This window comes from Aurantiacibacter zhengii (assembly GCF_003584125.1).
Lineage (GTDB): Bacteria > Pseudomonadota > Alphaproteobacteria > Sphingomonadales > Sphingomonadaceae > Alteraurantiacibacter > Alteraurantiacibacter zhengii.
Genome location: NZ_QXFL01000001.1, coordinates 680510 through 703785, shown reverse-complemented (window position 1 = coordinate 703785; position 23276 = coordinate 680510). Strand labels below are relative to the sequence as shown.

The following is a 23276-nucleotide window of genomic DNA, read 5'->3' as shown; positions in this document are numbered from 1 at the left end:
GAAAACGGGAGGGGGCGCGCCGGAGACGGTGCGCCCCTTTCGCATAGAGATTGATAACGTGACCACAACCGCAGCCCCTATCGCGACACAGCTTCCCGCCGACTGGCGCGTTTTCTTCGCTCTGACCAAGCCCAAGGTCATGCGCCTCGTGGTGTTCACGGCGCTGTGCGGCCTGCTGGCCGCGCCGGGGGCAATCCACCCGGTCATCGGCTTCACCGCCATCCTGTGCATCGCGCTTGCTGCTGGCGGGGCCGGGGCGCTGAACCAATGGTGGGAAGCCGACATTGACGCCAAGATGAAGCGGACGGCGCGCCGCCCGCTGCCGTTGGGCAAGCTGCGGCGAGAGGATGCGCGCGATTTCGGCATGCTGCTGTCGGGCACCTCGATCGTGATCATGGGGCTGGCGGTCAACTGGCTTTCCGCCACCGTGCTGGCATTCAGCATTTTCTTCTACGTGGTGATCTATACCATGTGGCTGAAGCCCAACACGCCGCAGAACATTGTCATTGGCGGCGCTGCCGGCGCATTTCCGCCGCTGATCGGCTGGATTGCGGTGACCAATGAAATTACCGCCATGCCGCTGCTGCTGTTCGCCATCATCTTCATGTGGACCCCGCCGCATTTCTGGGCGCTCGCCCTGTGGGTGAAGATCGATTACGCCGAAGCCGGGATCCCGATGATGCCCGTGGCACGGGGAGAGACGACGACCCGCCGCCAGATCCTTGTCTACTCCGCGCTGCTGCTGCCGCTCAGCGTGCTGCCGTGGTGGATCGGCGGGACCGGCGCTGCCTATGGTCTGTCGGCCATTGCCCTTTCGGGCCTCTTCCTTGCCCTGTCGGTGCCGGTGGGCCTGCGCACGAGCGTGGAGGGCGATACCATGCGCCCGGAAAAGCGCTTGTTCGCATATTCCATTCTCTACCTTTTCGCCCTCTTCGGGGCGCTCGTGATAGATCGCGTGGTGTTCGCATGACTCCGGACGAGAAAGAGGAATTCGATCGCCGCCGCAGGCAGCGCAACATCGTTGTCGGACTGATCCTAGCCGGCTTCGTAGTGCTGTTCTACATGATCACAATCGTGCAGATGAGCGACTGATGGCAACGATAACTCTGGAAGACCGCAACAAGCGGACAATGTTATTCGGCTTCGGCATGGCCCTGGCGATGCTGGGCATGGGCTACGCCGCCGTGCCGCTTTACAATCTTTTCTGCCGCGTCACGGGCTTTGGCGGCACCACGCAGGTCGCGAGCGAATCCGATGCTGCCCTTGCCGAACAGTTCGCCGCCAGCGCCGGGGGCGTTAGCTATTCGATCCGCTTCGACGCCAACACCGCGCGCAATATGCCGTGGGAGTTCAAGCCGGTCCAGGTGACCGACACCGTGGCCATCGGCCAGCGCGACATGGCCTTCTATACCGCGCGCAACAACTCCGACGCGCCGATAACCGGCACCGCCACCTTCAATGTGGAGCCTGAACAGGCTGGCCGCTACTTCAACAAGATCCAGTGTTTCTGTTTTACCGAACAAACGCTGCAGCCGGGTGAAGAGATCCGCATGCCGGTGCTCTACTACGTCGATCCCGCAGCGCTGGACGATCCCAACATGAAAGGTGTGGAGCAGATCACCCTTTCGTATACTTTCCACCGCGCAGACCAGGATCCGAGCTAGCCTCTGGACCCGACAGCCACCACGCATTACAGGCGCATCAAACCCAAGGATCAGGACTAACATCATGGCCGGTGCCAAGAACCACGATTATCACATCCTAGACCCCGACATCTGGCCGTTCATCGGCTCCATGTCGGCACTGACTTTCACCACCGGCATGGTCATGTACATGCACGCTGACGAAGCAGCCTTCCCTGAAGGGTTGTGGCGCATCGTGCTCGGGCTCGGCATCGCCGGCCTGATCGCCACGTTCTTCGGCTGGTTCTCCAAGATCGTGAACGAAGCGCAGCGCGGCGATCACACCCCGGTGGTGCAGCTGCACATGCGTTATGGCATGATCCTGTTCATCGCTTCGGAAGTGATGTTCTTCGTCGGCTGGTTCTGGAGCTGGTTCGATTTCGCCCTGTTCCCGGCTCCGCTGGCCTACGATGCCGCGGCGGGCCTCTGGTCAAGCATGGTGGGCCAGGACGGCGCTGCGGCGCTGGCAACCTTCCCGCCCGAAGGCGTCCACGTCCTCGATGCGTTCGACCTGCCGCTGCTCAACACGCTGATTCTGCTGTGTTCGGGCACCACGGTTACCTGGGCGCACCACTGCCTGATCAACGGTGATCGCGACGGGCTGAAGAAGGGCCTGTGGCTGACCATTGCTCTGGGTGTGCTGTTCTCCTGCATCCAGGCCTACGAATACAGCCACGCGACTTTCCCGTTCGGCGGCACCAACTACAGCTCGGCCTTCTACATGGCGACCGGCTTCCACGGCTTCCACGTGCTCGTCGGCACGATCTTCCTGATCGTGTGCCTGCGTCGTACCTACCTTGGTCACTTCACGCCGCGCCAGCATTTCGGTTTCGAAGCCGCTGCCTGGTATTGGCACTTCGTCGATGTGGTGTGGCTGTTCCTCTTCATCACCGTCTACGTCTGGGGTGGCTGGGGCGCCGAAGTCCACTAAGCCAACGTGACGGACGACACCCAAACAACAATAGGGCGGCCCGCCATGCGCGAGGCCGCCCTTTTCGGTTCCTGCCCGCGCTGCGGTGCGCGAACCCTGTTCGACGGATGGATCAAGTTCGCCGACAAGTGTCCGTCGTGCGGACTGGCCTACTCGCGCTTCAATGTCGGCGACGGTCCGGCAGCGTTCCTGACGCTGGGTGTGGGCACGATCATTGTCGTGTTGGCACTGTGGCTGCAACTTAGCGTTGAGCCGCCCTGGTGGGTCCATGCAATTCTGTGGGTGCCGCTAACCGTGATCGGCGTTATCGCAGGCCTTCGTATCACGAAGGCATGGCTGCTGGTGACCGAATACCAACGCCGCGCCGAAGAGCACCGCCACGACGGGAGCGACCTATCGTGAACATCGGACGCGTGCCGATCATACCGACGATTCTCGTGATCGCCGCCGCTGCCGTGATGGTGGCGCTGGGCGTGTGGCAGCTTGGCCGGATGGACGAGAAGGAAGCGCTGATCGCCCAGTACGAGGCGAACGAAAATTTGCCTGTCCTGCGCGGGTTCGAGGCTTTTCCGCCAGGTCCTGATCCGAACGAAGTTGCGCACCTTGATGACAGTCTTTTCCGCACGGTCGAAATCGCCTGTGCCAATCCGAGCGACTGGAAAGGCGTGGCAGGGCGCAACGCAAACGACCAGACGGGCTATGTTCACATGTTCGCATGCGACGAAGCTGCCTCGGATGACGGTACGGGTGCCGTCCTGTTCGCCACGATAGGTTGGTCTCGCTCTCCGCAGCAGCCCGAATGGAATGGTGGTACGGTGACCGGCATCCTGTCGACTGCCGGCAACGACTTCGAGGTCGTCGCCAGCGAACCGAGGGCTGGTCTTGAGCCGCTCGCCAAGCCGGACCCGAGCGATCTGCCCAACAATCACCTCGCCTATGCAGGCCAGTGGTTCTTCTTCGCGCTTACCGCGCTGGTGATCTATTTCCTCGCTTTGCGTCGGCGCTGGAGGGAAGGCGGGACCAAGCGGAGATGACAGCGCGCCAACCACTGCTTGCTTGCCCGGCGTGCGCCATGCCTTTAACGGCGCGGTCGCGATGAAATACATTTCCACCCGTGGCAGCGCCCCTGCGCTCGATTTCGAAGGCGTGACGCTGGCTGGCCTCGCCAGTGACGGCGGCCTCTATGTGCCCGAAAGCTGGCCGCAGTTTTCCGAGCACGAGATCGCGGAAATGTCCGGCCTGTCCTATGTCGAACTCGCCGTCCGCGTGATGACGCCGTTCGTCGAAGGCTCGCTGACGGTGGAGGAGCTGCGCGACCTGTGCACCCGCGCCTACGGCCGTTTCTCGCACCAGGCTGTTACCCCGCTGGTGCAGATGGACCAGCAGCAGTGGATCCTCGAATTGTTCCACGGCCCCACGCTGGCGTTCAAGGACGTGGCGCTGCAATTGCTGGGCCGCCTGTTCGAGCATTTCCTTGCCAAGAGCGACGATCACCTCACCATCGTTGGCGCCACCAGCGGCGATACCGGCAGTGCGGCCATCGATGCCGTGGCGGGCCGTGAGCGCGTCGACATCTTCATGCTCCACCCCAAGGGCCGCGTCAGCGATGTGCAGCGCCGCCAGATGACGACGGTGCGCGCGCCCAACGTCCACAACCTCGCCATCGAGGGAAGTTTCGACGATGCGCAGGCCATGGTGAAGCGCATGTTCAACGACGATGCCATGGCTGCATCGCGCGGCGGCAAGTATCGCATCAGCGCCGTTAACTCCATCAATTGGGCGCGGCTGATGGCGCAGGTGGTCTACTACTTCGCCGCTGCGCTGCAGATGGGTGCGCCGCGCCGAAAGGTCGCCTTCAGCGTGCCGACCGGCAATTTCGGGGACGTTTTTGCCGGGTACGTGGCCGCGAAGATGGGCTTGCCGATCGAACGGCTGATCGTGGCCACCAACGTAAACGACATTCTCCACCGGGCGCTGACCGCAGGCGATTATTCGGCAGGGGGCGTCACACCCACGGCTTCGCCCAGCATGGATATTCAGGTCAGTTCCAATTTCGAGCGGCTGCTGTTCGACCTGGGCGGGCGCGACGGCGCGGCCATGGCGGAACAGATGCGCGGTTTCGAGACAACCAGGGCCATGCAGCTTACCAACGCGCAGCGCGCAGGGGCGGCGGGACTTTTCAGCAGTGCTCGCGTGGATCAGGCGCAAATGGCGCAGGCGATGACCTGGGCGAACGAAAAGTGCGGCTACGTGCTCGACCCTCACACCGCTATCGGTTTTCACGCCGCACGCCATGCCGGGCTCGATGCATCTACGCCGGTTATCACACTGGCGACCGCGCATCCGGCCAAATTCCCCGATGCCGTGGAACGCTCGACAGGTTTGCGCCCGTACCTGCCGATGCGCGTGGGTGACCTGTTCGAACGGACCGAAGCGTTCGAGGAACTGCCCGGAACCTATGATGCCGTGGCGCAATATGTGTCCCGGCACGCGGTGCCTTCCGCCTGATGGCAGAGCTGGCTCGCGATCCGGTGCTGATGGTCGGCGAAGGCTGGCCAGATTATGGCCTCGTCGACTCGGGGCACGGCCGCAAGCTGGAGCGATATGGAAATCGCCGTTTCATCCGGCCCGAGCCGCAGGCCATGTGGTCTCCGCGCCTTGCCGACTGGAAGGCAGACGGCGAATTCGTGCCCGGCAGCGACGAGGACGGCGGGGGGCGCTGGCAGTTCGAGCGCGACGTGCCGCAAGGCGTCTGGCAGCTTGGCTGGGAAGAGGTCAGTTTCACGGCCCAGTGCACGCCTTTCCGCCACCTGGGGTTCTTTCCCGACATGGCCCCGGTCTGGCACTGGATGCGTGAACGGCTGGCAGGCCGCGACGATGCGCAGACTCTCAACCTGTTCGGCTATACCGGCGTCGGTTCACTGGCGCTGAGCAAGTGTGGCCCGGTAGCCCATGTCGATGCCAGCAAGAAGTCCGTGGCACAGGCGCGTGATAACGCCGCCCTGTCCGGCATGGATGACCGCCCGATCCGCTGGCTGATCGACGATGCGGTGAAGTTCACCGCGCGCGAAGTGCGGCGGGAACGGCGTTACGACGGCATCATTCTCGACCCGCCGAAATTCGGCCGCGGGCCAAAGGGCGAAACCTGGCGCATCGAGGACGGATTGCCGGGCCTGATCGCCGATTGCCGGCAGCTACTCGATGCCGACAGCCGCTTCCTGTTCCTGACGGTCTATGCCGTGCGCATGAGTTCGCTGGCCCTAGGGGGCCTGCTGGCAGAAGCCTTTGCAGGCCTGCCGGGCACGGTGGAGCACGGCGACCTGGCGGTGCAGGAAGATGGCCCCGAAGGCCGCCTGCTGCCCACCGCGATTTTCGCGCGGTGGCGCAACGACTGACCTAGTTCATGGTGCGCAGGTCGGAGAGAAAGCTTTCGATCCGCGCGGCGTTATAACCAACATCGCCAACGCCTACACGGCTGACAGAGCGCATGTCGACGCGGGTTGAGCCATCGGCCACCGGGGTAACCTCCACGATCACGTCATCGTAAAAGCGCACGTAGCCCGCAGTTGCGGTGGCTTCCAGCAGGCCCGCTGCAGGATCGGCGGCGGCGATCTCCCACCCGCGCGCCTCTGCCAGCGCGCGGGCATTGGCCAGCACTTCGGCAGGCGCTTTGTCGATCACGACCGGCTCGATATCGCCGTAGGCTTCCTCGTGGTAAGCGCGCCATTCTTCCTGCGTGAAGGGGCCGGTGCTGACGGGAGTATCGACATCCAGCGTGGTGAACTGCGGCGGATCGTTCAGGTCCGTGGTGATGTCATGGATTGGCGGCTTACCTTCGGCCGGAATCAGCAGGAGCGCGTAGATCGTTGCCAGCAATCCTGCCGAAAGCACCGTGCCGAGCGCCAGTTTGACCACGTGGCCGGTCTTGCGCCACATGGCGAAGCCGAGCGCCAGAATGCCGATAACCGTCAGCGCCCGCGACGGATTCAGTGCCAGGTAGAAGGGACCGAAGCCAGCCATCTTCCCGATAATGTCATACCGGGCCAGCGTGGCTGCCACGACGACGACGACAATCAGGATCAGCGCACCGCCCAGTACGAAATTGCCAATCCACTTCATGGTCTTGCCAGTCTTGCTGTCCTTTGCTGGCGCGGCAGTTTCGTTCGCTTCGACCATCGGGATTTCCTTTTCCTGTTTTTCCAGTGACTCACCCTAATTCGCCAGCAGCGTCAACTGCGACGAAAGACCCGTTCGGGGATGTCGTTGCCCGCGCAAGGTTCCTTGCCAATCGGGCCGGGGCCTGCAATCACGCGCGCCATCATGGCAGACAGCCTTCATCTCGAACTCATCGACTTCGTCCACATGGTCCACACCGGGATCTATTCGGAAGAGACCGGCAAGCCGCAGCCGCTGCGCTTCAGCGTACGGGCCAAGCTGAAAGAGCAGCCGCACTACGATCCGGAAACGTCGCTGAGTTGCAGCAAGAATTACATGGATCTGAAATTCGCCTGCTCCGATGCGCTGGGGGACCGGCATTACAAACTGATCGAAGCCGTGGCAGACCACGTGTGCGAGACCCTGTTCCTGCAGGATGCGCGCGTCGAGGAGGTCAGCGTCAAGATCGTCAAGCTCGCGCTCAGCGAGGCAGACGAACAGATCGGCATCACCCTGGTGCGGGAAAGGCGCTGATGCCGTTGATCCGCATCGAAGCGCGCCAACTGCCCGATTCGCCGCTGGATGCGGCGGCGGCCTTTCACGCCCGCATACTGCCCGAAGCGCGTCACGCGGCGGGCAAGGACTTGGTGCTTTTGTTCGATCCTGCCGATCACACGCACCTGCACTGGCGCCGGGCGGCGGTGGAGGAACTTGCGCGCGAGGCCACGCCATGCCGCGTTAACGGCGTGCAGGGAGGAGCTGGCAGCGACATTGCCGCTATGTGTGAGTACCTTGACGGCGCCCCGGGCGTAACCGGGCAATTGTTCGCCCTCCATGGCAATTCCGGAGAGAACGCCTAGGTTCAAGACAGTATGAGTTGTTCGCAGCCCCTGATCGACGCATTCCAGCGGCGCATTTCCTACCTGCGGCTGTCGGTTACGGACAGGTGCGACCTGCGCTGCACCTATTGCATGCCCGAACGCATGACATTCCTGCCCAAGAAGGACGTGTTGAGCCTGGAAGAGCTGCACCGGCTCGGGCTAGCCTTCATAGAGCGCGGCATCAACAAGATCCGCCTGACCGGCGGCGAACCGCTGGTGCGGCGCGATGTCATCGAACTGGTGAAGGCCCTCGGCCGCAGGCTGGGCCATGGATTGGACGAACTCACGCTTACCACCAACGGCACGCGCCTCGCGGAGTTTGCGCAGCCGTTGTTCGAAGCGGGGGTTCGGCGCGTGAACGTCTCGCTCGATACGATGGACGGTCAACAGTTCGAAACCCTCTCCCGCCGCGACCAGCTTGGGGACGTGCTGGGCGGCATAACCGAGGCGAAGCGTGCGGGGTTGCAGGTCAAGATCAACACGGTCGCGCTGAAGGGGTTGAACGAGAGCGAGATTCCCTTCCTTGTCGAATGGGCGGGCACCCACGGCCACGACATGACCCTGATCGAGGTCATGCCGCTGGGGGAAGTGGATGGCGAGCGTGTCGATCACTACCTGCCGTTGCCTGCCGTGCGCGACGAACTGTCACAGCGCTTCACCCTCACTGATATTGCCGACAACACGGGCGGCCCCGCGCGTTATGTGCGGGTAGAGGAAACCGGGGGCAGGCTGGGGTTCATCACGCCGCTCACCAACAATTTTTGCGCTACCTGCAATCGCATCCGGGTGACGGCGACCGGGCAGCTTTACGCCTGTCTTGGCGGGGCGGAGAAGGTTGATCTGCGCGCTGCGCTTCGCTCAGATGCGCCCGACGCCGATCTCGCTGCTGCATTGGACGAAGCGATGCGAATCAAGCCGGAACGGCATCATTTCGCCATCTCCGAAGGCGCCGCGCCAGCGCAGCCGCGGCACATGTCTGTCACGGGCGGCTGATGGCTGTGACCGTGGTCTTCATCGGCAAGATGGCCGACCTTGCGGGGCAGGGGGAGCGCGAAGTCGCCGGGCCGCTGGAATGGGTCGATCTTGCCGAGGTGCTGGGTGAGGATCTTGCAGCCGCACTGGGCAAAGATCGTACGAAGATTGCCGTGAATGGCACGGTATTGGCCGACAAGCGAAGTCTTCGCGCGCAGGACGGCGACGAGGTTGCCCTGCTTCCTCCCGTGTCGGGCGGCTGACATGGTGCGCGATGTCCAGCTTCTGGAGAAGGGCTTCTCGCCCGGCAAGGCGCTGGGCCTGTTCGCCAAGGACCATCCCCTTTCGGGCGGCATTGCCAGCTTTGTCGGCAAGGTTCGCCCGGACGGCGATGTGAAGGTCCTGGAACTCGTCAGCTACGAACGCCTCACGTTGCCCGGAATGGAAACGCTGGCCGATACGGTCGAGGGACGATGGCCGCTTGACGGTCTCTTGATCCACCATCGCACCGGGTACTTGCGCCCCGGCGCCGCCATCGTGCTGGTTGCCGCTGCCGCCCGTCATCGCCGCGATGCCTTCGAGGCGGTGGATTTTGCCATGGACCATCTGAAATCACGCAGCTGGTTCTGGAAGCGTGAGAAGCGCAGCGACGGCTGGCACTGGATAGAGCCACGCGAACAGGATCACGAAGACGCCAGTCGCTGGGACATTTGATCCCGGTCAAAGCGAACCGGCCCGACTCGTTGCATAGCCTTCCCGACACAGGAAGGATTGCATCATGGTTGAACAACTTACCCGCGAAAAGATTGCCCAGCAGGCGGATATCCGCATCGAAGCGCCGCGTGTCGTACCGCCGACAGATCGCACTTTCGAACTGCCCACCGGGCTCTATGTCGCCACCGTAGCGCTGTTTCTCGGCTTCATCGGCACGCTGGCGCTCGGCTTCGGCAATCCGGAGATGGTCATCCCCTTCATCATCTTCGCCTTCTTCGTGGTCGCCGGTTTCGGTGTGCCGGCGCTCTGGACCCGGCTCGCCCCGGCAACCAAAAGCAAGCCCAAGACCTGGGCCCGGTTCCGGCAGGAAGGCATCATGACCCCTTATGGCCGTGCCAGCGCGCGTGATGCCACGGTGCAGGTGCTGATCCTGCCGGCGCTGATCTTTGCATGGGGCCTCATCTGCATAACCATTGCCGCGCTGGTCTGAAGCGCGAAAACAGCTCCCTACTGGCGCGCGGGTGAGATCGATTCGATCCCGCGCGTCTTTCTTGTCTCACAACCTGGACCGTCTTTCGGGCGGGGCAGCCCGTCGGGACCAAGCCTATCCGGTCAGCATGTCCAGCAACGAGCGGATTACGGCGTCCTCTTGCGCGACAAGCGCATCGACCTGGTTGCGCACCTCTGCAATCGATTCGGTGGCCTGCGCGGATGTGGCTGCCTCTACGTAGATGCGGTCGAGATCTGCGAGAGCGATCATGGCCTGGCTGCGTTGCGCTTCGAGGTCGGCGATGGCGACTTGCGCGCGTGCCCAAGCCTCGCTGCCACGAGCGGCGCCCACGGCGGAACTCGTAATCCTGCGCGCCTGCGACTCTGCCGCTCCGAATCGCTGATGCGCAGCCCGCGCTGCGGCGGCCAGTTCGTCCAGCGAAGCGAGGGTTGAGGCAGGCGGGGCCGGTAGCGGTGGAGCGGGCTCAACCTCCATCGAACCGCTGACCCGCTCCACATCGCGAATGGCGAGCGAAGGATATTCACCTTCTGGTGCAGCACATGCGGCCAGCAGCACAAAAGCGGCGACGGGAAAGAGACGGGAGACTTGCACCATAGGCTGCTTTCCCTACATTCGGCACGGAAAGCTTTCCAGCACGCATTTTGGTCGTAGATTCGGCCATGTGATGGTTGACAGCTATCGGCGCTTCGCCTAACGGCAGCGCTCTTTCCGGTGCCCTGTGGGCGCCTTTTTTGTCATTGCCGAGAAATGGTCCGGGATTCACTCGGGTCGGGATGCGGCAGAAGACACCAGATAAACGGATTTGAGCACCATGTTCGCAGTAGTGCGCACGGGCGGCAAGCAGTATCGCGTCGCCGAAGGAGACAAGATCGCAGTCGAGAAGCTGGCGGGTGACGCTGGCGAAACGATTGTGCTGGACGATGTTCTGCTGGCCGGCGAAGGTGCCGACCTGGCCGACGCTTCGAAGGTTACGGTTTCGGCGGAAGTGATCGCCCAGGCCAAGTCCGAGAAGGTGACGGTTTTCAAGAAGCGTCGTCGTCACAACTACCGTCGCAAGAACGGCCACCGCCAGCAGATGACCTTGCTGCGCATCACTGCCGTCGGTGAAGGCAAGTCCGCGCCCAAGAAGGCTGCCGCCAAGAAGGAAGAAGCCCCGAGGGCTGAAGCCTCCGCGGAAGAAGCCAAGGCGACCGAAACCAAGGCTCCGGCGAAGAAGGCGACTCCGAAGAAGGAAGCTGCCGCCGACAAGAAGCCGGCTGCAAAGAAGGCTGCGCCTAAGAAGGCTGCGGCAACCAAGAAGAGCGCCGACAAGTCGGCCGACGAAAAGTAAGGATCCGGAACCATGGCACATAAAAAAGCAGGCGGTTCATCGCGTAACGGTCGCGACTCAGCAGGTCGTCGCCTTGGTGTGAAGAAGTTCGGCAGCCAGGAAGTGATTCCGGGCAACATTATCGTGCGTCAGCGCGGTACGAAGTTCTATCCTGGCGTCAACGTCGGCATGGGCAAGGATCACACGCTGTTCGCTCTCGAAGCGGGCAAGGTCCGTTTCCACGACGGCAAGCTTGGCCGCAAATACGTATCGGTAGACGCGATGGCGGAAGCCGCCGAATAACCGGATGATTCGCTAAAAGGGTCATCCACCGGGATGGCCCTTTTCGAGCCGCACAGGACTCGAAAAATCGGAAGGAGATGGGGCCGCCCCGTCTCCTTTTTTGATTCTCCTTCCTCACTGGCCTGATCCGACTCGCGGTCAGACCCGAATTTGAAACACCGGTGGCCCACTGGAGGCGGGCACTCGGTAATGGGGAGAATACCAATGTTCATGCGTACCGAGCGGCTGTTTTTGCGGCCAACATTTCCTGAAGACTGGCGTGAAATCCATCGCGGTATCGCCGATTTCCGCGTCGTCAGCATGCTATCGCGCGCGCCGTGGCCCTATGGCGAGGAAGATGCGAAGGCTTTCTGCCGTCGCCCGCTTCCGCAAGGTGCCATGAAATTCTCGGTAACGCTTCCCGAACTCCACGGAGCTCCGATCATCGGACAAGTCGGGCTGGAGCGCGATGAGAACGGCCACGAACTGGGATACTGGATCGGCCGCCGGTGGCAGCGGCGCGGCTACGCGACCGAGGCAGTGCGGGGCCTGATGTCGATGGCACGGGCGTTCGGGATTACGCAGATCACCGCCGGGCATTTCCTGGACAATCCCGCCAGCAGCAAAGTGCTGAAGGCGAACGGCTTTGTCGAGACGGGAGAAGTCAGCCCCACTCCGTGCGCTGCGCGTGGTGGCGAGGTTTTTCTGGGACGGCGGTATGTCTGCAATCTCTTCGAGGAGGTCAGCATGCCGGACGAGAAGGCAGCCTGACAAGATTCCTCCCTGTCGCCAGGCGACGGGGAGGACAGGCCTTACTCTGCGGGTTCTGCCAGAGAGTCTTCGCCGTCATACTGGGTGATCAGGTGGCGGTCATCATGGTCCCACGGATGGAAACCGGGACGGAAATAGCCCAGCCACTTGAGGAAGATCTTGCGCAGGATGCCCGGCTTGCCAAACAGGTAGCTGACAAGCCCCCAGCGCGCCCGCCATCCCTCGATACCGTCCTGGCGCAACAGTTCGAGTGCGTCGTTGGAGCGATTGCGCAGGAAACGGACGGTTACCAGCACCATCAGCAGCGAACGCACCCGCCAGCGCTTGAACGCTGGCCAGTCACGGGTGGCGTGAATCCACGTGTCGTAGGCCACGCCCTTGTGCTCGATTTCTTCCACCGCGTGCCACAGCCACAGATGCGGATCGCCCATTCCGGCGGTGGCCAGCGAACCGGGGTTCTTCAGGAACTGGTGAGCGAACATGGCAGTGAAATGCTCAAGCGCACAGGTGATGCCAAGCTGCACGATCGGCGGCGTCGCCAGCGTATCGTCGACCAGCCTGTTCACCCGCGCGGTGATTTCGGTGATGTCGTATCCGGCATCCTCTATTGCGCGATTGAAGGCGATGTGTTCGCGCGAGTGGTTCACTTCCTGCCGAATGAAATCGCGGATTTCGGCGGCGAGTTGGGGCGGCACCCCGTCGCGGTGCGCCTTGACCGCCTCGATAAACATCGCCTCTCCACGCGGGAAACTGCAAGACAGCGCGGCGAACCACGCCGATGCGACCGGATCTGTGCCGCGTTCCCGCTTCTGCCCGCGGGCGAAACGCATGTCTCTCACCGTGAGCGAGGTTCCTTGCCGGGGGGATTCTTGCCAGTGGGGTTGTGCAGTCATATCACGTACCTGTTCGACAATTGCTTGTCGTCAATCTAGGGAAACTTACACTAGTGTCAATAAAGAAGCGTCTGAGCCCTGAAGAGAGCCGCGCCGCCGCACTGGAAGCTGCGCGCGCGCTGCTGATCGAGACGGGTCCGCAAAGCGTGACGCTGAAAGCCGTGGCGGGCCGCATCGGGCGCACACACGCCAATCTGTTGCACCACTTCGGTTCAGCTTCGGGTTTGCAGAAGGAACTGGCGCGCCACCTCGCGCAAACCGTCTGCGACTCGATTGGCGAGGCAGTGCGCGCCACCCGTGCCGGTATCGGTTCGCCCCGCGAAGTGGTGGATCTGACCTTCGATGCCTTTGGCCGAGAAGGTGGCGGCGCGCTGGCCAGCTGGATGCTCGCATCGGGTAACGAGGATGCGCTAAATCCCATCATCGACACCATTCACGCGCTGGTGGACGACCTGCATCCTGAAGAGGTCGCCCACGGTTCCGAACGCTCGATGCACGAAACCACTTTCTCGCTCGTGCTGCTGGCATTGGGGGATGCCTTGTTGGGAGAGCAACTGGCAGATTCCCTTGGGGTAGAGCGCACGACCGCACGTGACCGCGCCGAATCGATGATGATAGCCGCGTTCGAAAGGAACGGGGTCGACGTCTAGGCCTCGCCGCTTTCCCCTAGGTCGAGCCATGAGGGCACAAGGTCGCTCGGGATATCTGCGACACGCAGGTGATCGACGGCGAGGCCGAGGTCTTCGTGCAGCGCCTTGCGCCGCTTTTCCTCGGAGCGTTCGAGCGGCACGACCACGAGGCGGCGGTTGACTTTCTGTCGCCAGTTCATCCGTGCGGTGTTTTCCTGCCCGATGTAACACCCCTTGTTGAAGCTGACGCCGTTCAGTTCGACGGCGTTGGTCTCCAGCCACAGAATGTCTCCCAGTTCCCGCGCGCCTTCCGGCATGCCGTGAGCAAGCCGTACAGCGCGCCATGCCTCGTCCGCTCCGCTTTCGGTCTCGTCCGCCGGGGCCAGCCAGCGGTAGCCCAGCGCGGGGAGGCGTGGATCCAGCGATGCGCCGTCGCGCGGTGCTTCCTGCCAGTGCACTGCCAGGGTGTCTTCCACACCGATCGCCAGCTTGCGCCGCAGGCGATAAAGGGAGAGGCGTTTCGCCAAATCTTCGGCAACCTCGGCCTCGCAATCGAGCAGGATGTCCGCGCCATCGCGCCAGACGATCATGTCGAACATGGTCTTGCCCTGTGCGGTCAGCAGCGCGGCATAGACCGGAAGCTCGCCCTTCACGTCGTTCGTCAGCAATCCCTGCAGGAAGGCAGCGGGGTCTTCCGCTTCGTCGGTGGCGGATACGCGCACGAGGGCGCGGCGGGTCAGGCGGGTCGAACTCATGGGTGACAGATAGGCCCGGCTCCGCGATAGGCAATGCAATGGCGCGCACATACGATCAGGTCGTTTTCTCCGGCGGAGGCATCCGGTGCTTCTGGCACGGCGGTTTCCTCAGCAAGGTGGGCGATTTCGAACGATTGCGGCCAGAGCGCATCAGCAGCGTTTCGGGCGGTGCCCTGAGTGCGGCCTGCTGGATAGCCGGGCGGGAGGATGACTTGCTGGCGGTGATGGAGGAAGCGTTCTCCGTCAACGATTCGAATGTCGCGGCAGGCAAATCCAATTTCACCCCTCATCAGGAGATCTATCGCGAGGTGGTGGATGTGACCCTGGACAGGGAGGCGATCGAGAGAGTCGCGGATGGGCCGGAATACGAGGTGGCGCTCAGCGTACCTCCCGAACAGTTCACACCGCACCTTTCGGCCATTTTCTATGGCCTGATTTACAAGCTGGACCAGTCCGTCCGCTCTACCCCGCACCTTGTCTGGCCACGGGCCGCCGGGCTCGAGGAAGTACGCGTCGACGGTCGACAGGCGGCGCGCGATGGCAAGCTGGTCGATCTGATCTGCGCCGCCGCGACGATCCCCCCTGTTTTCGATGTGCCCCAATGGCAGGATTGCCGTGTGCTTGATGGGGGGATGCTGGACAAGGCGCCGCTGCCGCTGGAAAGCGAGGGCGAAACGCTGGTGCTGCTCACGTCGCGCTATCGCCATTGCCCGGAGGAGCCCGGCAGGACCTACGTAATGCCCAGCTGCGAAGTTGCCGCCGACAAGATCGACTTCTCCGATGCCAGCAAGGTCACCCGAACCTGGGATCAGGGTGTATGCGACGGCACGGCATGGCTGGCGAAGCAGTCTGCAGGCGATTAAGGCGGCTGGCATGACCGATTCCCTGACGATCCGCCGCCCGGATGACTGGCATGTTCACCTGCGCGATGGCGCCATGCTGGAAGCCGTGGTGGGCCATACCGCCCGCCAGTTCGCCCGCGCCATCGTGATGCCGAACCTTTCCCCGCCAGTAACCACCGTTGCAGCGGCCGAGGCCTATCGCGACCGGATCGTTGCCGCATTGCCCGGGGAAGCGGACTTCACCCCGCTGATGACCTGCTACCTCACCAACAACACCGATCCCGAAGAGGTGCGTCGCGGGTTCGAGGCGGGAGTGTTCACGGCCTGCAAGCTGTACCCGGCTGGCGCGACAACCAACTCCGACAGCGGGGTGACCGACATCGGAAATATCCGTGACGTGCTGGAAACGATGGCCGAGATCGGCATGGTGCTGTGCGTTCACGGCGAAGTGACCCATGCCGACATCGATATCTTCGACCGGGAGGCGGTTTTCATCGAGCGCGTGCTGGCGCCGCTGCTGAACGATCTGCCGCAGCTGAAAGTGGTGTTCGAGCACCTGACCAGCGAAGAGGGCGTGCAGTTCGTGGAAAGCGCTGGCGCAAACGTGGCGGCCACCATCACGCCGCAGCACCTGCACATCAATCGCAATGCCATGCTGGTGGGCGGCATGCGGCCGCACGCGTACTGCCTACCGGTCGCCAAGCGCGAGAAGCACCGGCTGGCGCTGCGCCGTGCAGCCACATCGGGCAGCGCGAAGTTCTTTCTCGGCACCGACAGCGCGCCCCACGCGCGCGAGGCCAAGGAAAGCGCCTGTGGCTGTGCGGGCATCTTCAATGCCCCCTTCGCGCTGGAGAGCTATCTCGCGGTGTTCGAAGAAGAAAATGCCATCGACGCTTTCGAAGGTTTCGCATCCGAACATGGACCGGCCTTTTACGGCCTCCCGCTAAACGAAGGACGAGTGACGCTGGAACGCGCGGATTGCGACGTTCCTGAAGCGGTCGAGGCAGACGATACCCAGCTTGTCCCGTTCCATGCCGGAGAGACCCTGCGCTGGCGCTTCGTCGCTTGATCAGGGCGTGACGCCGCGGGCCATCCTTGCGCGGCGCGAACGGCGTGCGCCCCGCAGCATGTCCCAACTGAACAGCGCTACCGCGGCCCAGATCAGCACGAAACAGACCAGCTGTGCCGGCTTCATCTGCTGCTGGAACAGCGTGATCCCTAGGATGAAGATAATGGTCGGAGAGATGAACTGCAGGAAGCCGACCGTGGTGTAGGGCAGGGCGCGTGCAGCGGTCGCGAATAGCAGCAGTGGGACCGCCGTCATCACGCCGCCGAACATGATGGCCAGCGTTTCCAGCGTGTCGCGCCCCAGCGCCACACCGCCGCCGCTGAACTCGGTCCATGCGAGGAATGCGGCCATGAATGGCAGCAGGATGATCGTTTCGCAGGTCAGCCCCAGCAGCGGACCTGCTGCCACCGTCTTGCGCAGAAGGCCGTAGACACCGAAGGTGGTGGCGACCGTCAGGCTTACCCAAAGGGTGGTCAGTGCGCCGCCCAGCAGTGCAGTTACGCCGATCCCTGCGAGGACTACCGCGCCGGTCTGCGGGCGGCTCAGGCGCTCCTTGAGCAGCACGAATCCCAGCAGCATCATGACCAGTGGCAAGATGTAGTATCCCAGGCTCGCCGCGTAGACCTGCTCGTTCTGGATCGCCCAGACATAGGTGAACCAGTTGACCGCAATAAGCGCCGAACTGGCTGCCAGCGTGCGCATGACGCGCGGGGTCGACAGCGTGCGGTAAAGGTCCGCCAGCATTCCCGATCGGATGATGAAGAACAGGCAGATCGGCAGCGTGAATACAGTGCGCCAGGCAACGTATTCCAGCGCCGGCACGTCTTTCACCAGCAGCAGGTAGACCGGCATCGATCCCCAGATGGCATGGGTGCATAACGCGAGAATCAGGGCGCGCCGCTGGCTGGTATGCTGTTCTGCCATCGCGGCTCCCTAGGGCCGGAAAGGGCAGGACGCCACGTCTTTGATCGCCTCAAATTGCGGAAAACAATCCAGCGGCGCAAAATTCATACGTTGCTTGATATTAAGCTGAAGGGCGGTATTGACGCGTCCCTATAACGAAAAATTGTTTTTACAAACAATGAGATCGATGCTGCCTTCCCCTGTTGGGCAGCAATCGTAGCGCGGCCCTTCGGGTCGTGTTTTTAGGGGGGTCGCGCCAGGGCGCTCGGATCTTCGGGTCCGGGCGCCCTGAAAGTATGGGCCGTATGTGCCTCAGGCTTCGCGGAAGCCCACGCCCACGCTGGCCCGCGGTTGATCCACTTCGGTGCTGGTGACCGGGTAGGCGCAATAATCGGCTGCGTAGTAGGCCGCCGGGCGATGGTTGCCCGAAAAGCCGATACCGCCGAATGGCGCGGCGCTGGATGCACCATTGGTCGGGCGGTTCCAGTTGACGATGCCGGCCCGGATATTTGCCCAGAAGCGGTTATACTGCTGCGGCTCACCGCCGATCAGCGACGCCGAAAGGCCGAAGCGAGTGTTGTTCGCCTCCGCGATCGCCTCGTCGAAGTCGTCCACTTTGACGACCTGCAACAGCGGCCCGAACAGTTCCACGTCGGGGCGTTCCTTCATGCCTGTCACATCGATGATGGCGGGGGAGAGGAACGGCCTGTCGTCCACCGGGCGGCGCATGTGGCTGACGGCCTTCCCGCCGTTCGAAAGCAGGTAGAGGAAGCTTTCGGTAAGCTGGTCTGCCGTGTTGTTGTCGATCACGCAGCCCATGAACGGTTGCGGTTCGGCAAAGGGTTCGTCCACGATAATGCGATTGGCTAGCGTTTTTACCGCGCTCACCGCCTCATCATACATGGAACTCTTCACGATCAGGCGGCGACCTGCGGTGCAGCGCTGTCCGGCGGTGGTGAAAGCGGACTGGATGATCAGCGCAGCCGCATCTTCCATCTTGGGCGTATCCCATAGCACGATGGGGTTGTTGCCGCCCATTTCCAGCGCCACGATCTTGCCCGGATCGGTGGCCAGCTTGCGGTTGATGGCAATGCCGACCTGGGCAGAGCCGGTGAACAGCACGCCGTCCACGCCCCGGTGCGCGACAAGTGCCTTGCCCTCGTCGGGGCCGCCGATCAGGCACTGCACGAGATCCTCCGGTATCCCGGCCTTGGCGAAATAGCTAACCAGTTTCTGGCCGACCGCGGGGGTCTTTTCGGATGGTTTGAAGACAATGGCATTGCCCGCGATAAGCGCCGGGATGATGTGGCCATTGGGAAGGTGGGCGGGAAAATTGTAAGGGCCCAGCACCGCCATGACGCCGTGCGGCTTGTGCCGCAGCGCGGCAGACCCCTGCAGCGCGCTGTCCAGCTTGCGCTGCCCGGTACGCTCCGAATAGGCGCGGATCGAGATATCGACCTTGCCGATGACTGCCGCGACTTCCGTGCGGGCTTCCCAGATCGGCTTGCCCGTCTCGCGGGCGATCAGTTCGGCAAAGGCTTCCTGATCCTTTTCCACCTGGATCGCGAAGCGGCGCACCAGTTCGATGCGCCGTGACAGCGGTTCGGACGCCCACGCCGGCCACGCGCGCCGTGCGCGGTCCACCAGTTCATCGACATCACCGTGCTTCGACCGCCACAGTTCGGCACCGGTGGCAGGTTCATAGGAAATGAGTTCGGCGGTCTGGCTCAAGGCGGGGTGCCTTTCGTTAAAATGATCGTGGTGCGCGGCTTACCCAATATGCCGGAAGCGCGCAAAGTGGCGGTTAACTCGTACAGTTAAAACCCCGTAGGGCTAACTGGTTTCAAGCGGAACCGGAATTGTGCGCAAACGCGGGTTGGAATCTTGGCAGGAAAGCGCCTCAGCCGCAGTCGCCAAGGCGACGGCCCGTCACGTCGAAGGTCATTGTCATGGGACCCATCCCCATGTCGCCGCGCATCGACATTGTCATGTCATAGGTCGATGCGGTGTAGGTACCGTCCATCGTCATATCCATGGTGCCCTGTTCGCTCTGGCATTGCGCCACCGCATGAATCTCGCCTGCCGACATTTCGAACTCGCTATAGCGACATTCGCCGTTCGTTTCGTCGAAGATACGCTCTGGCGAATTGTCGAGATCTTCCTGTGTCACGCAGTTCTGCGCGGTCATGCCTTCGCCGCCCATCATGCCGCGTATCATCTCGCCAGCCTGTGGCGGCATTCCGGGCGGCAACTGGATATCGTCGAGACGGCTGTTGGTTTCCCAATTGCCCGGTTCGATGGCCCAGGCCGATGTGGCGACGGCGACCGTGGCGAGACCCAGAACGGCAAGCTTGCGCATGATTTTCCCCCTGTTGGATGCAGCGATGCGCTCCAGCATATCATTTGCACTGGCGTTGCGCCAATCAGCTTGCGTGCGCTGGGGGTGCCGGCGGCTCGCCCAGCGCCTGGCCCATCCGACGAATGCGCGCGACTTTATCGTGAAGGGGTGCCCAGTCGTCGCGCTCGTCTATCGCGGACCACAGGCTTTCCACCTCGTCGATCAGCATGGATTCAGGAGCTCCCTCGCTCCAGAAATCGTGGCTACTATCAAGCGGCTCATAGCCCTCCAACGCCTCCACCAGGCCCCTTTGGGCATCGCGGCCGCCGCGATGGCGGAAGAAGAAATCGTCGGGACCCGTCCGGCGCTCCCGCATCGTTTTCTCGGCAGCTTCGATGACGCCCGCGTCGGCCTCCAGGCCGCGCGACTTCACGCCCAGGCGCCAGCAGAACCGTCTGGCCATTGCGTGGTGATAGAGAGGGCCGAACCGCTCCAGCGCGGCGATCAGGGGCTGTGCTTCCACCAGGGGCCGCAGCGCGATGGCAAACTGGCCCAGGTTCCAGCGGATCGCCTCCGGCTGGCGACCGAAGGCGTAAAGGCCGCTGTGGTCGAAATATGCAGCGGTGAACCCCGGATCCCACTGCCGCAGCCACCGCCATGGACCGTAATCGAAGCTTTCGCCGGAAATGTTCATGTTGTCGGTGTTGAGCACACCGTGGACGAATCCTGCCACCATGTAGCTGGCGGCAAGGTCTGCCATGCGCTCTGTCACCTGGTGCATCAGCCGGATGGCCGGTTCGTCGCGCCCCGGTGCATCCTCCGGCGGGGGAGGGCCGGGATAGGTGGTCAGGCAATAGTCCACCAGGCGTTCGAGATGATCCTTCTCGTCAAGAGCCATGAGGCGCTGGAAACTGCCAATGCGGATATGGCCGTGGCTGAGGCGCACCATGACGGCGGACCGCGTGGGCGAGGGTTCGTCGCCCCGCTCCAGCGCTTCGCCGGTTTCAATGATGGAGAAAGTCTTGGACGTGTTGACCCCCAGTGCTTCCAGCATCTCGGTAGCAAGGATCTCCCGCACGCCGCCTTTCAGCGTCAGCCGTCCGTCGGCCGTGCGGCTATAGGGTGTCGTGCCGCTGCCCTTTGTACCCAGGTCGAGGAGGCGGCCACCCCCGTCGCGCATCTGGGCGAAGAGGAAGCCGCGCCCATCGCCGATTTCCGGATTGTACACGCGGAACTGGTGGCCGTGATATCGCAGCGCCAGCGGCTGGGGCAGATTGTCCGGAAGCGGATCGAACCTGCCGAAATGGCGCACCCAATCCTCGTCCGACAATGAGGCAAGGCCGACCGCCTTGTCCCACCTGTCATTGCGGAAGCGCAGAGTGGCCAGCGGAAACCGTGCCGCTGCAACGGGATCGGCGAGGAAATCCGCCACCGCCTCGATTCGTGTGTCGGGAGTGTACTTGGCCGGTTGCGGTTCGTGTCGCATCCATCCATTAGTGGGCCTTCGACACCGCGCCCGCAAGGTGCGCGCATACAAGGGGCTTGAATTGAGCGACGCCGCCTATTCGACGGGCACGTGGGAAAGCAGCGACGGACTGGTGCTGCATTATCGGGACTATCCCGGGCGGGACGATCGCCCGCCGATAGTCTGCATCTCCGGCCTGACTCGCAACGCCCGCGATTTCGAGCCTCTGGCGGAAACCTTCTCCGGCGAGTGGCGGGTGATTGCGCCAGACCTGCGCGGACGCGGGCAGAGTGACTATGCCAAGGATCCTGCCAGCTACACCCCCGCAAACTACGTGGAGGACGTGACCGCCCTGATCGAGCAAGCAGGGCTGGACGAAGTCGTTCTGGTGGGAACGTCGCTGGGCGGGATCATCACCATGCTGCTGGCGCAGTCGGGCGTGAACATCGCCGGTGCCGTCATCAACGATGTCGGTCCGGCTATCGAGGAAGCGGGGTTGCAGCGTATCAGGGATTACGTGGGCCAGGGGCGCAGCTACCCCACTTGGATGCACGCCGCATGGGCCATGCGCGACAGTTCCCAGCATATCTATCCCGAATACGGGATCGAGGACTGGCTACGCCATACCAAGCGGCTGATGTGCGTTTCGGGAAATGGCCGCATCGCTTACGACTACGACATGAAGATCGCCATGCCCTTTGCACAGCCGGGAGCGGGCATAGAGGTAGATTTGTGGCCCGCGCTCAGGTCGCTGGGGAGCAAACCGCTGCTGGCCCTGCGCGGTGAGCTGTCTGATCTGCTTTCGGAGGCCACTTTCCGGCGCATGGGTGAAGAGGTCGAAGGGATGGAAACGGTCACCGTTCCCGGCGTCGGCCATGCCCCCACATTAGAAGAACCCGCCGCGCTGGAAGCCATCGCACGGCTGCTGGGCAAGGTGGCGAGGGCATGAGCAAGACGCCGAAAATCCTGCACCTGCATTCCACCTTCGATGCCGGCGGCAAGGAACTGCGCAATGTCCGCCTCATCAACGAATGGGGCAAGGACGTGGACCACGCGATTGTCTCGGGTGACCTGGAAAGGCGCGGGGCTGCGCAGATGCTGGGCAAGAAGGCGCGCGTGTCGTGGCCAAAATTCCCTGCCCTGGGCGGCAAACCCACTCCGGGACGGCTGGCGGCACTGGCGAAAGCGATGGCGGGCTACGACCTTGTCTGCACCTACAACTGGGGCGCGATCGACGCGGTAATGGCGCACACCGTATTCGCCGACGCCTTCAAGCTGCCGCCGCTGGTGCATCATGAGGATGGCTTCAACGAGGACGAGGCGAACCGCCTGAAGAAGCGGCGCAACTGGTATCGCAAGATCGCGCTAGGACGCACGGCGGCGCTGGTGGTGCCATCCGCCACCCTCGAGGATATCGCTCTGAACGTCTGGAGCCAGCCGCGCACCCGCGTGCGGCGTATTCCCAACGGCATCGATACCCGTGCGTTCGCCGCGCCGCCCAAGCGCGATATCCTTCCCGGTCTCATCAAGCACAAGGGCGAGTTCTGGCTCGGGACGATGGCGGGTCTTCGCACGGTGAAGCAGCTCGACATGCTGGTGCGGGCGATGGAATGGATGCCGCCCGAATGGCAGCTGGTGATCGCGGGGGAGGGGCCGGAGCGCGACGCCCTGCTGGCAGAGGCGGAGCGCCGCGGCGTGGAAGACCGCGTGCACCTGCCCGGTTTCGTAGCGGAACCGGCGAAGCTGGTGGGACTGTTCGACATGTTTGCATTGTCCAGCCATTCCGAACAGTTTCCGATCTCCGTGGTCGAAGCGATGGCTGCCGGACTGCCCGTCGTCGCGCCGCGCGTGGGCGACATCGGCTCCATGGTGGCAAGCGACAATGGCCCCGCACTTGTCGATGCAGGCGACGAGGACGCGCTGAGAAAGTCGCTGACGCGGCTGGCAAACGATCCCGCCCTGCGCAAACGCATGGGGCAGGCGAACCGGCAGAAGGCGCGCGAGGAGTTCGACGAGCGGCGCATGATCGAACGTTATCGCGCGCTTTACTGGGGGCTAATGCAGAAATATCCGCGAGGCCAGTGACTTGGCGCAGGTTGGCCCTTCATGGGGCGTTCACCCCGGCGGGGACACTCTCGCCTCTTCGATTGAAAAGCCTGTGCCATCCGTTAAAG

The 23276-nt window shown here is 63.0% G+C and carries 30 protein-coding genes; 22 read left to right on the top strand and 8 right to left on the bottom strand.

From position 1 onward, the window contains the following. Positions 1–58: 58 nt before the first annotated feature. From D2V07_RS03555 to D2V07_RS03525, 8 genes are all read left to right on the top strand, one after another. Positions 59–970, top strand: coding sequence for a heme o synthase (locus tag D2V07_RS03555; protein ID WP_233548223.1), 912 nt, complete (start codon positions 59–61; stop codon positions 968–970). Next, positions 967–1092 carry a hypothetical protein gene (locus D2V07_RS18965; protein ID WP_267899734.1) on the top strand — a complete coding sequence of 42 codons (126 nt, stop codon included), beginning with the start codon at positions 967–969 and terminating at the stop codon, positions 1090–1092. Before D2V07_RS03555 ends, D2V07_RS18965 begins: the two co-directional genes overlap by 4 nt. Further along, positions 1092–1664, top strand: coding sequence for a cytochrome c oxidase assembly protein (locus tag D2V07_RS03550; protein ID WP_119584730.1), 573 nt, complete (start codon positions 1092–1094; stop codon positions 1662–1664). The genes D2V07_RS18965 and D2V07_RS03550 overlap by 1 nt, the downstream gene beginning before the upstream one ends. 64 nt (positions 1665–1728) lie before the next feature. Continuing rightward, positions 1729–2613, top strand: coding sequence for a cytochrome c oxidase subunit 3 (locus D2V07_RS03545; protein ID WP_119584728.1), 885 nt, complete (start codon positions 1729–1731; stop codon positions 2611–2613). A 45-nt stretch (positions 2614–2658) separates the two neighbouring features. Further along, positions 2659–3015 (top strand): DUF983 domain-containing protein, encoded by a 357-nt coding sequence (locus D2V07_RS03540; RefSeq protein WP_199698714.1) that lies wholly within the window; start codon positions 2659–2661, stop codon positions 3013–3015. Continuing rightward, positions 3012–3647 carry an SURF1 family cytochrome oxidase biogenesis protein gene (locus D2V07_RS03535; RefSeq protein ID WP_233548222.1) on the top strand — a complete coding sequence of 212 codons (636 nt, stop codon included), beginning with the start codon at positions 3012–3014 and terminating at the stop codon, positions 3645–3647. The genes D2V07_RS03540 and D2V07_RS03535 overlap by 4 nt, the downstream gene beginning before the upstream one ends. Positions 3648–3708: 61 nt before the next feature. Beyond that, entirely contained in the window at positions 3709–5121 is a 1413-nt protein-coding gene (thrC, locus tag D2V07_RS03530; protein ID WP_119584722.1) for a threonine synthase, read from the top strand. Further along, on the top strand, positions 5121–6008 hold the full coding sequence (locus D2V07_RS03525; protein WP_119584720.1) for a class I SAM-dependent methyltransferase: 888 nt from the start codon (positions 5121–5123) through the stop codon (positions 6006–6008). Before thrC ends, D2V07_RS03525 begins: the two co-directional genes overlap by 1 nt. A 1-nt stretch (position 6009) precedes the next feature. Here D2V07_RS03525 and D2V07_RS03520 read toward each other — a convergent pair whose 3' ends face one another. Continuing rightward, positions 6010–6789, bottom strand: a complete 780-nt coding sequence (locus tag D2V07_RS03520) for a DUF1499 domain-containing protein (RefSeq protein ID WP_119584718.1) — start codon at positions 6787–6789, stop codon at positions 6010–6012. A 144-nt stretch (positions 6790–6933) separates the two neighbouring features. Between D2V07_RS03520 and D2V07_RS03515 the strand changes: the two genes are divergently transcribed. The 6 genes from D2V07_RS03515 (at position 6934) to D2V07_RS03490 (ending at position 9825) form a co-directional block, all read left to right on the top strand. After that, positions 6934–7302 carry a dihydroneopterin aldolase gene (locus D2V07_RS03515; protein ID WP_119584716.1) on the top strand — a complete coding sequence of 123 codons (369 nt, stop codon included), beginning with the start codon at positions 6934–6936 and terminating at the stop codon, positions 7300–7302. Then, entirely contained in the window at positions 7302–7628 is a 327-nt protein-coding gene (locus D2V07_RS03510) for a Rossmann fold domain-containing protein (protein ID WP_119584714.1), read from the top strand. Before D2V07_RS03515 ends, D2V07_RS03510 begins: the two co-directional genes overlap by 1 nt. Before the next feature lie 12 nt (positions 7629–7640). Continuing rightward, on the top strand, positions 7641–8642 hold the full coding sequence (gene moaA / locus D2V07_RS03505) for a GTP 3',8-cyclase MoaA (protein WP_119584712.1): 1002 nt from the start codon (positions 7641–7643) through the stop codon (positions 8640–8642). After that, the gene (locus D2V07_RS03500) at positions 8642–8884 is read left to right on the top strand and encodes a MoaD/ThiS family protein (protein WP_119584710.1); all 243 of its coding nucleotides are present in this window, start codon (positions 8642–8644) and stop codon (positions 8882–8884) included. Before moaA ends, D2V07_RS03500 begins: the two co-directional genes overlap by 1 nt. A gap of 1 nt (position 8885) precedes the next feature. Next, positions 8886–9335 carry a molybdenum cofactor biosynthesis protein MoaE gene (locus D2V07_RS03495; RefSeq protein ID WP_119584708.1) on the top strand — a complete coding sequence of 150 codons (450 nt, stop codon included), beginning with the start codon at positions 8886–8888 and terminating at the stop codon, positions 9333–9335. A 64-nt stretch (positions 9336–9399) separates the two neighbouring features. Then, positions 9400–9825, top strand: coding sequence for a hypothetical protein (locus tag D2V07_RS03490; protein WP_119584706.1), 426 nt, complete (start codon positions 9400–9402; stop codon positions 9823–9825). A 114-nt stretch (positions 9826–9939) separates the two neighbouring features. Here the strand turns inward: D2V07_RS03490 and D2V07_RS03485 are convergent, their stop codons facing one another. Beyond that, the gene (locus D2V07_RS03485; protein WP_119584704.1) at positions 9940–10440 is read right to left on the bottom strand and encodes a hypothetical protein; all 501 of its coding nucleotides are present in this window, start codon (positions 10438–10440) and stop codon (positions 9940–9942) included. Between the two features lie 217 nt (positions 10441–10657). Here D2V07_RS03485 and rplU point away from each other — a divergent pair, with 217 nt between their 5' ends. The 3 genes from rplU to D2V07_RS03470 all read left to right on the top strand — a co-directional run bounded on the left by rplU (position 10658) and on the right by D2V07_RS03470 (position 12208). After that, the gene (gene rplU / locus D2V07_RS03480) at positions 10658–11176 is read left to right on the top strand and encodes a 50S ribosomal protein L21 (protein ID WP_119584701.1); all 519 of its coding nucleotides are present in this window, start codon (positions 10658–10660) and stop codon (positions 11174–11176) included. Positions 11177–11188: 12 nt separating this feature from the next. Next, a complete protein-coding gene (rpmA, locus tag D2V07_RS03475) occupies positions 11189–11458 on the top strand; it encodes a 50S ribosomal protein L27 (RefSeq protein ID WP_119584699.1) in 270 nt (89 codons plus the stop codon). 204 nt (positions 11459–11662) lie between these two features. Continuing rightward, positions 11663–12208 (top strand): GNAT family N-acetyltransferase, encoded by a 546-nt coding sequence (locus tag D2V07_RS03470; protein ID WP_158586758.1) that lies wholly within the window; start codon positions 11663–11665, stop codon positions 12206–12208. Positions 12209–12249: 41 nt separating this feature from the next. Here D2V07_RS03470 and D2V07_RS03465 read toward each other — a convergent pair whose 3' ends face one another. Next, positions 12250–13038 (bottom strand): metal-dependent hydrolase, encoded by a 789-nt coding sequence (locus tag D2V07_RS03465; RefSeq protein WP_233548230.1) that lies wholly within the window; start codon positions 13036–13038, stop codon positions 12250–12252. 116 nt (positions 13039–13154) lie between these two features. Here D2V07_RS03465 and D2V07_RS03460 point away from each other — a divergent pair, with 116 nt between their 5' ends. Then, the gene (locus D2V07_RS03460) at positions 13155–13751 is read left to right on the top strand and encodes a TetR family transcriptional regulator (RefSeq protein WP_119584693.1); all 597 of its coding nucleotides are present in this window, start codon (positions 13155–13157) and stop codon (positions 13749–13751) included. On the opposite strand, the gene ygfZ is transcribed toward D2V07_RS03460, so the two are convergent. After that, positions 13748–14485 carry a CAF17-like 4Fe-4S cluster assembly/insertion protein YgfZ gene (ygfZ, locus tag D2V07_RS03455; protein WP_119584691.1) on the bottom strand — a complete coding sequence of 246 codons (738 nt, stop codon included), beginning with the start codon at positions 14483–14485 and terminating at the stop codon, positions 13748–13750. The two genes, D2V07_RS03460 and ygfZ, sit on opposite strands and share 4 nt — an antisense overlap. A gap of 38 nt (positions 14486–14523) precedes the next feature. On the opposite strand from ygfZ, the gene D2V07_RS03450 reads away from it, so the two are divergent. Both D2V07_RS03450 and pyrC read left to right on the top strand, forming a co-directional pair. Continuing rightward, positions 14524–15348, top strand: coding sequence for a patatin-like phospholipase family protein (locus D2V07_RS03450; protein WP_119584689.1), 825 nt, complete (start codon positions 14524–14526; stop codon positions 15346–15348). 10 nt (positions 15349–15358) lie between these two features. Continuing rightward, positions 15359–16396: a dihydroorotase gene (gene pyrC, locus D2V07_RS03445; RefSeq protein ID WP_119584687.1), complete on the top strand. Its 1038-nt coding sequence runs from the start codon at positions 15359–15361 to the stop codon at positions 16394–16396. On the opposite strand, the gene rarD is transcribed toward pyrC, so the two are convergent. The 4 genes from rarD to D2V07_RS03425 form a co-directional block, all read right to left on the bottom strand. Further along, complete coding sequence (gene rarD / locus D2V07_RS03440; RefSeq protein WP_119584685.1) at positions 16397–17320, bottom strand: EamA family transporter RarD; 924 nt, start codon at positions 17318–17320, stop codon at positions 16397–16399. Positions 17321–17611: 291 nt separating this feature from the next. Next, the gene (gene astD / locus D2V07_RS03435; protein WP_119584683.1) at positions 17612–19030 is read right to left on the bottom strand and encodes a succinylglutamate-semialdehyde dehydrogenase; all 1419 of its coding nucleotides are present in this window, start codon (positions 19028–19030) and stop codon (positions 17612–17614) included. A 169-nt stretch (positions 19031–19199) separates the two neighbouring features. Further along, positions 19200–19658: a DUF3617 domain-containing protein gene (locus D2V07_RS03430; protein ID WP_158586757.1), complete on the bottom strand. Its 459-nt coding sequence runs from the start codon at positions 19656–19658 to the stop codon at positions 19200–19202. Between the two features lie 64 nt (positions 19659–19722). Next, positions 19723–21123: a protein adenylyltransferase SelO family protein gene (locus tag D2V07_RS03425; protein ID WP_119584679.1), complete on the bottom strand. Its 1401-nt coding sequence runs from the start codon at positions 21121–21123 to the stop codon at positions 19723–19725. A 10-nt stretch (positions 21124–21133) separates the two neighbouring features. Here D2V07_RS03425 and D2V07_RS03420 point away from each other — a divergent pair, with 10 nt between their 5' ends. Both D2V07_RS03420 and D2V07_RS03415 read left to right on the top strand, forming a co-directional pair. Then, a complete protein-coding gene (locus D2V07_RS03420; protein ID WP_407641576.1) occupies positions 21134–22051 on the top strand; it encodes an alpha/beta fold hydrolase in 918 nt (305 codons plus the stop codon). Next, positions 22048–23187: a glycosyltransferase gene (locus D2V07_RS03415; RefSeq protein WP_119584678.1), complete on the top strand. Its 1140-nt coding sequence runs from the start codon at positions 22048–22050 to the stop codon at positions 23185–23187. Before D2V07_RS03420 ends, D2V07_RS03415 begins: the two co-directional genes overlap by 4 nt. Positions 23188–23276 lie beyond the last annotated feature (89 nt).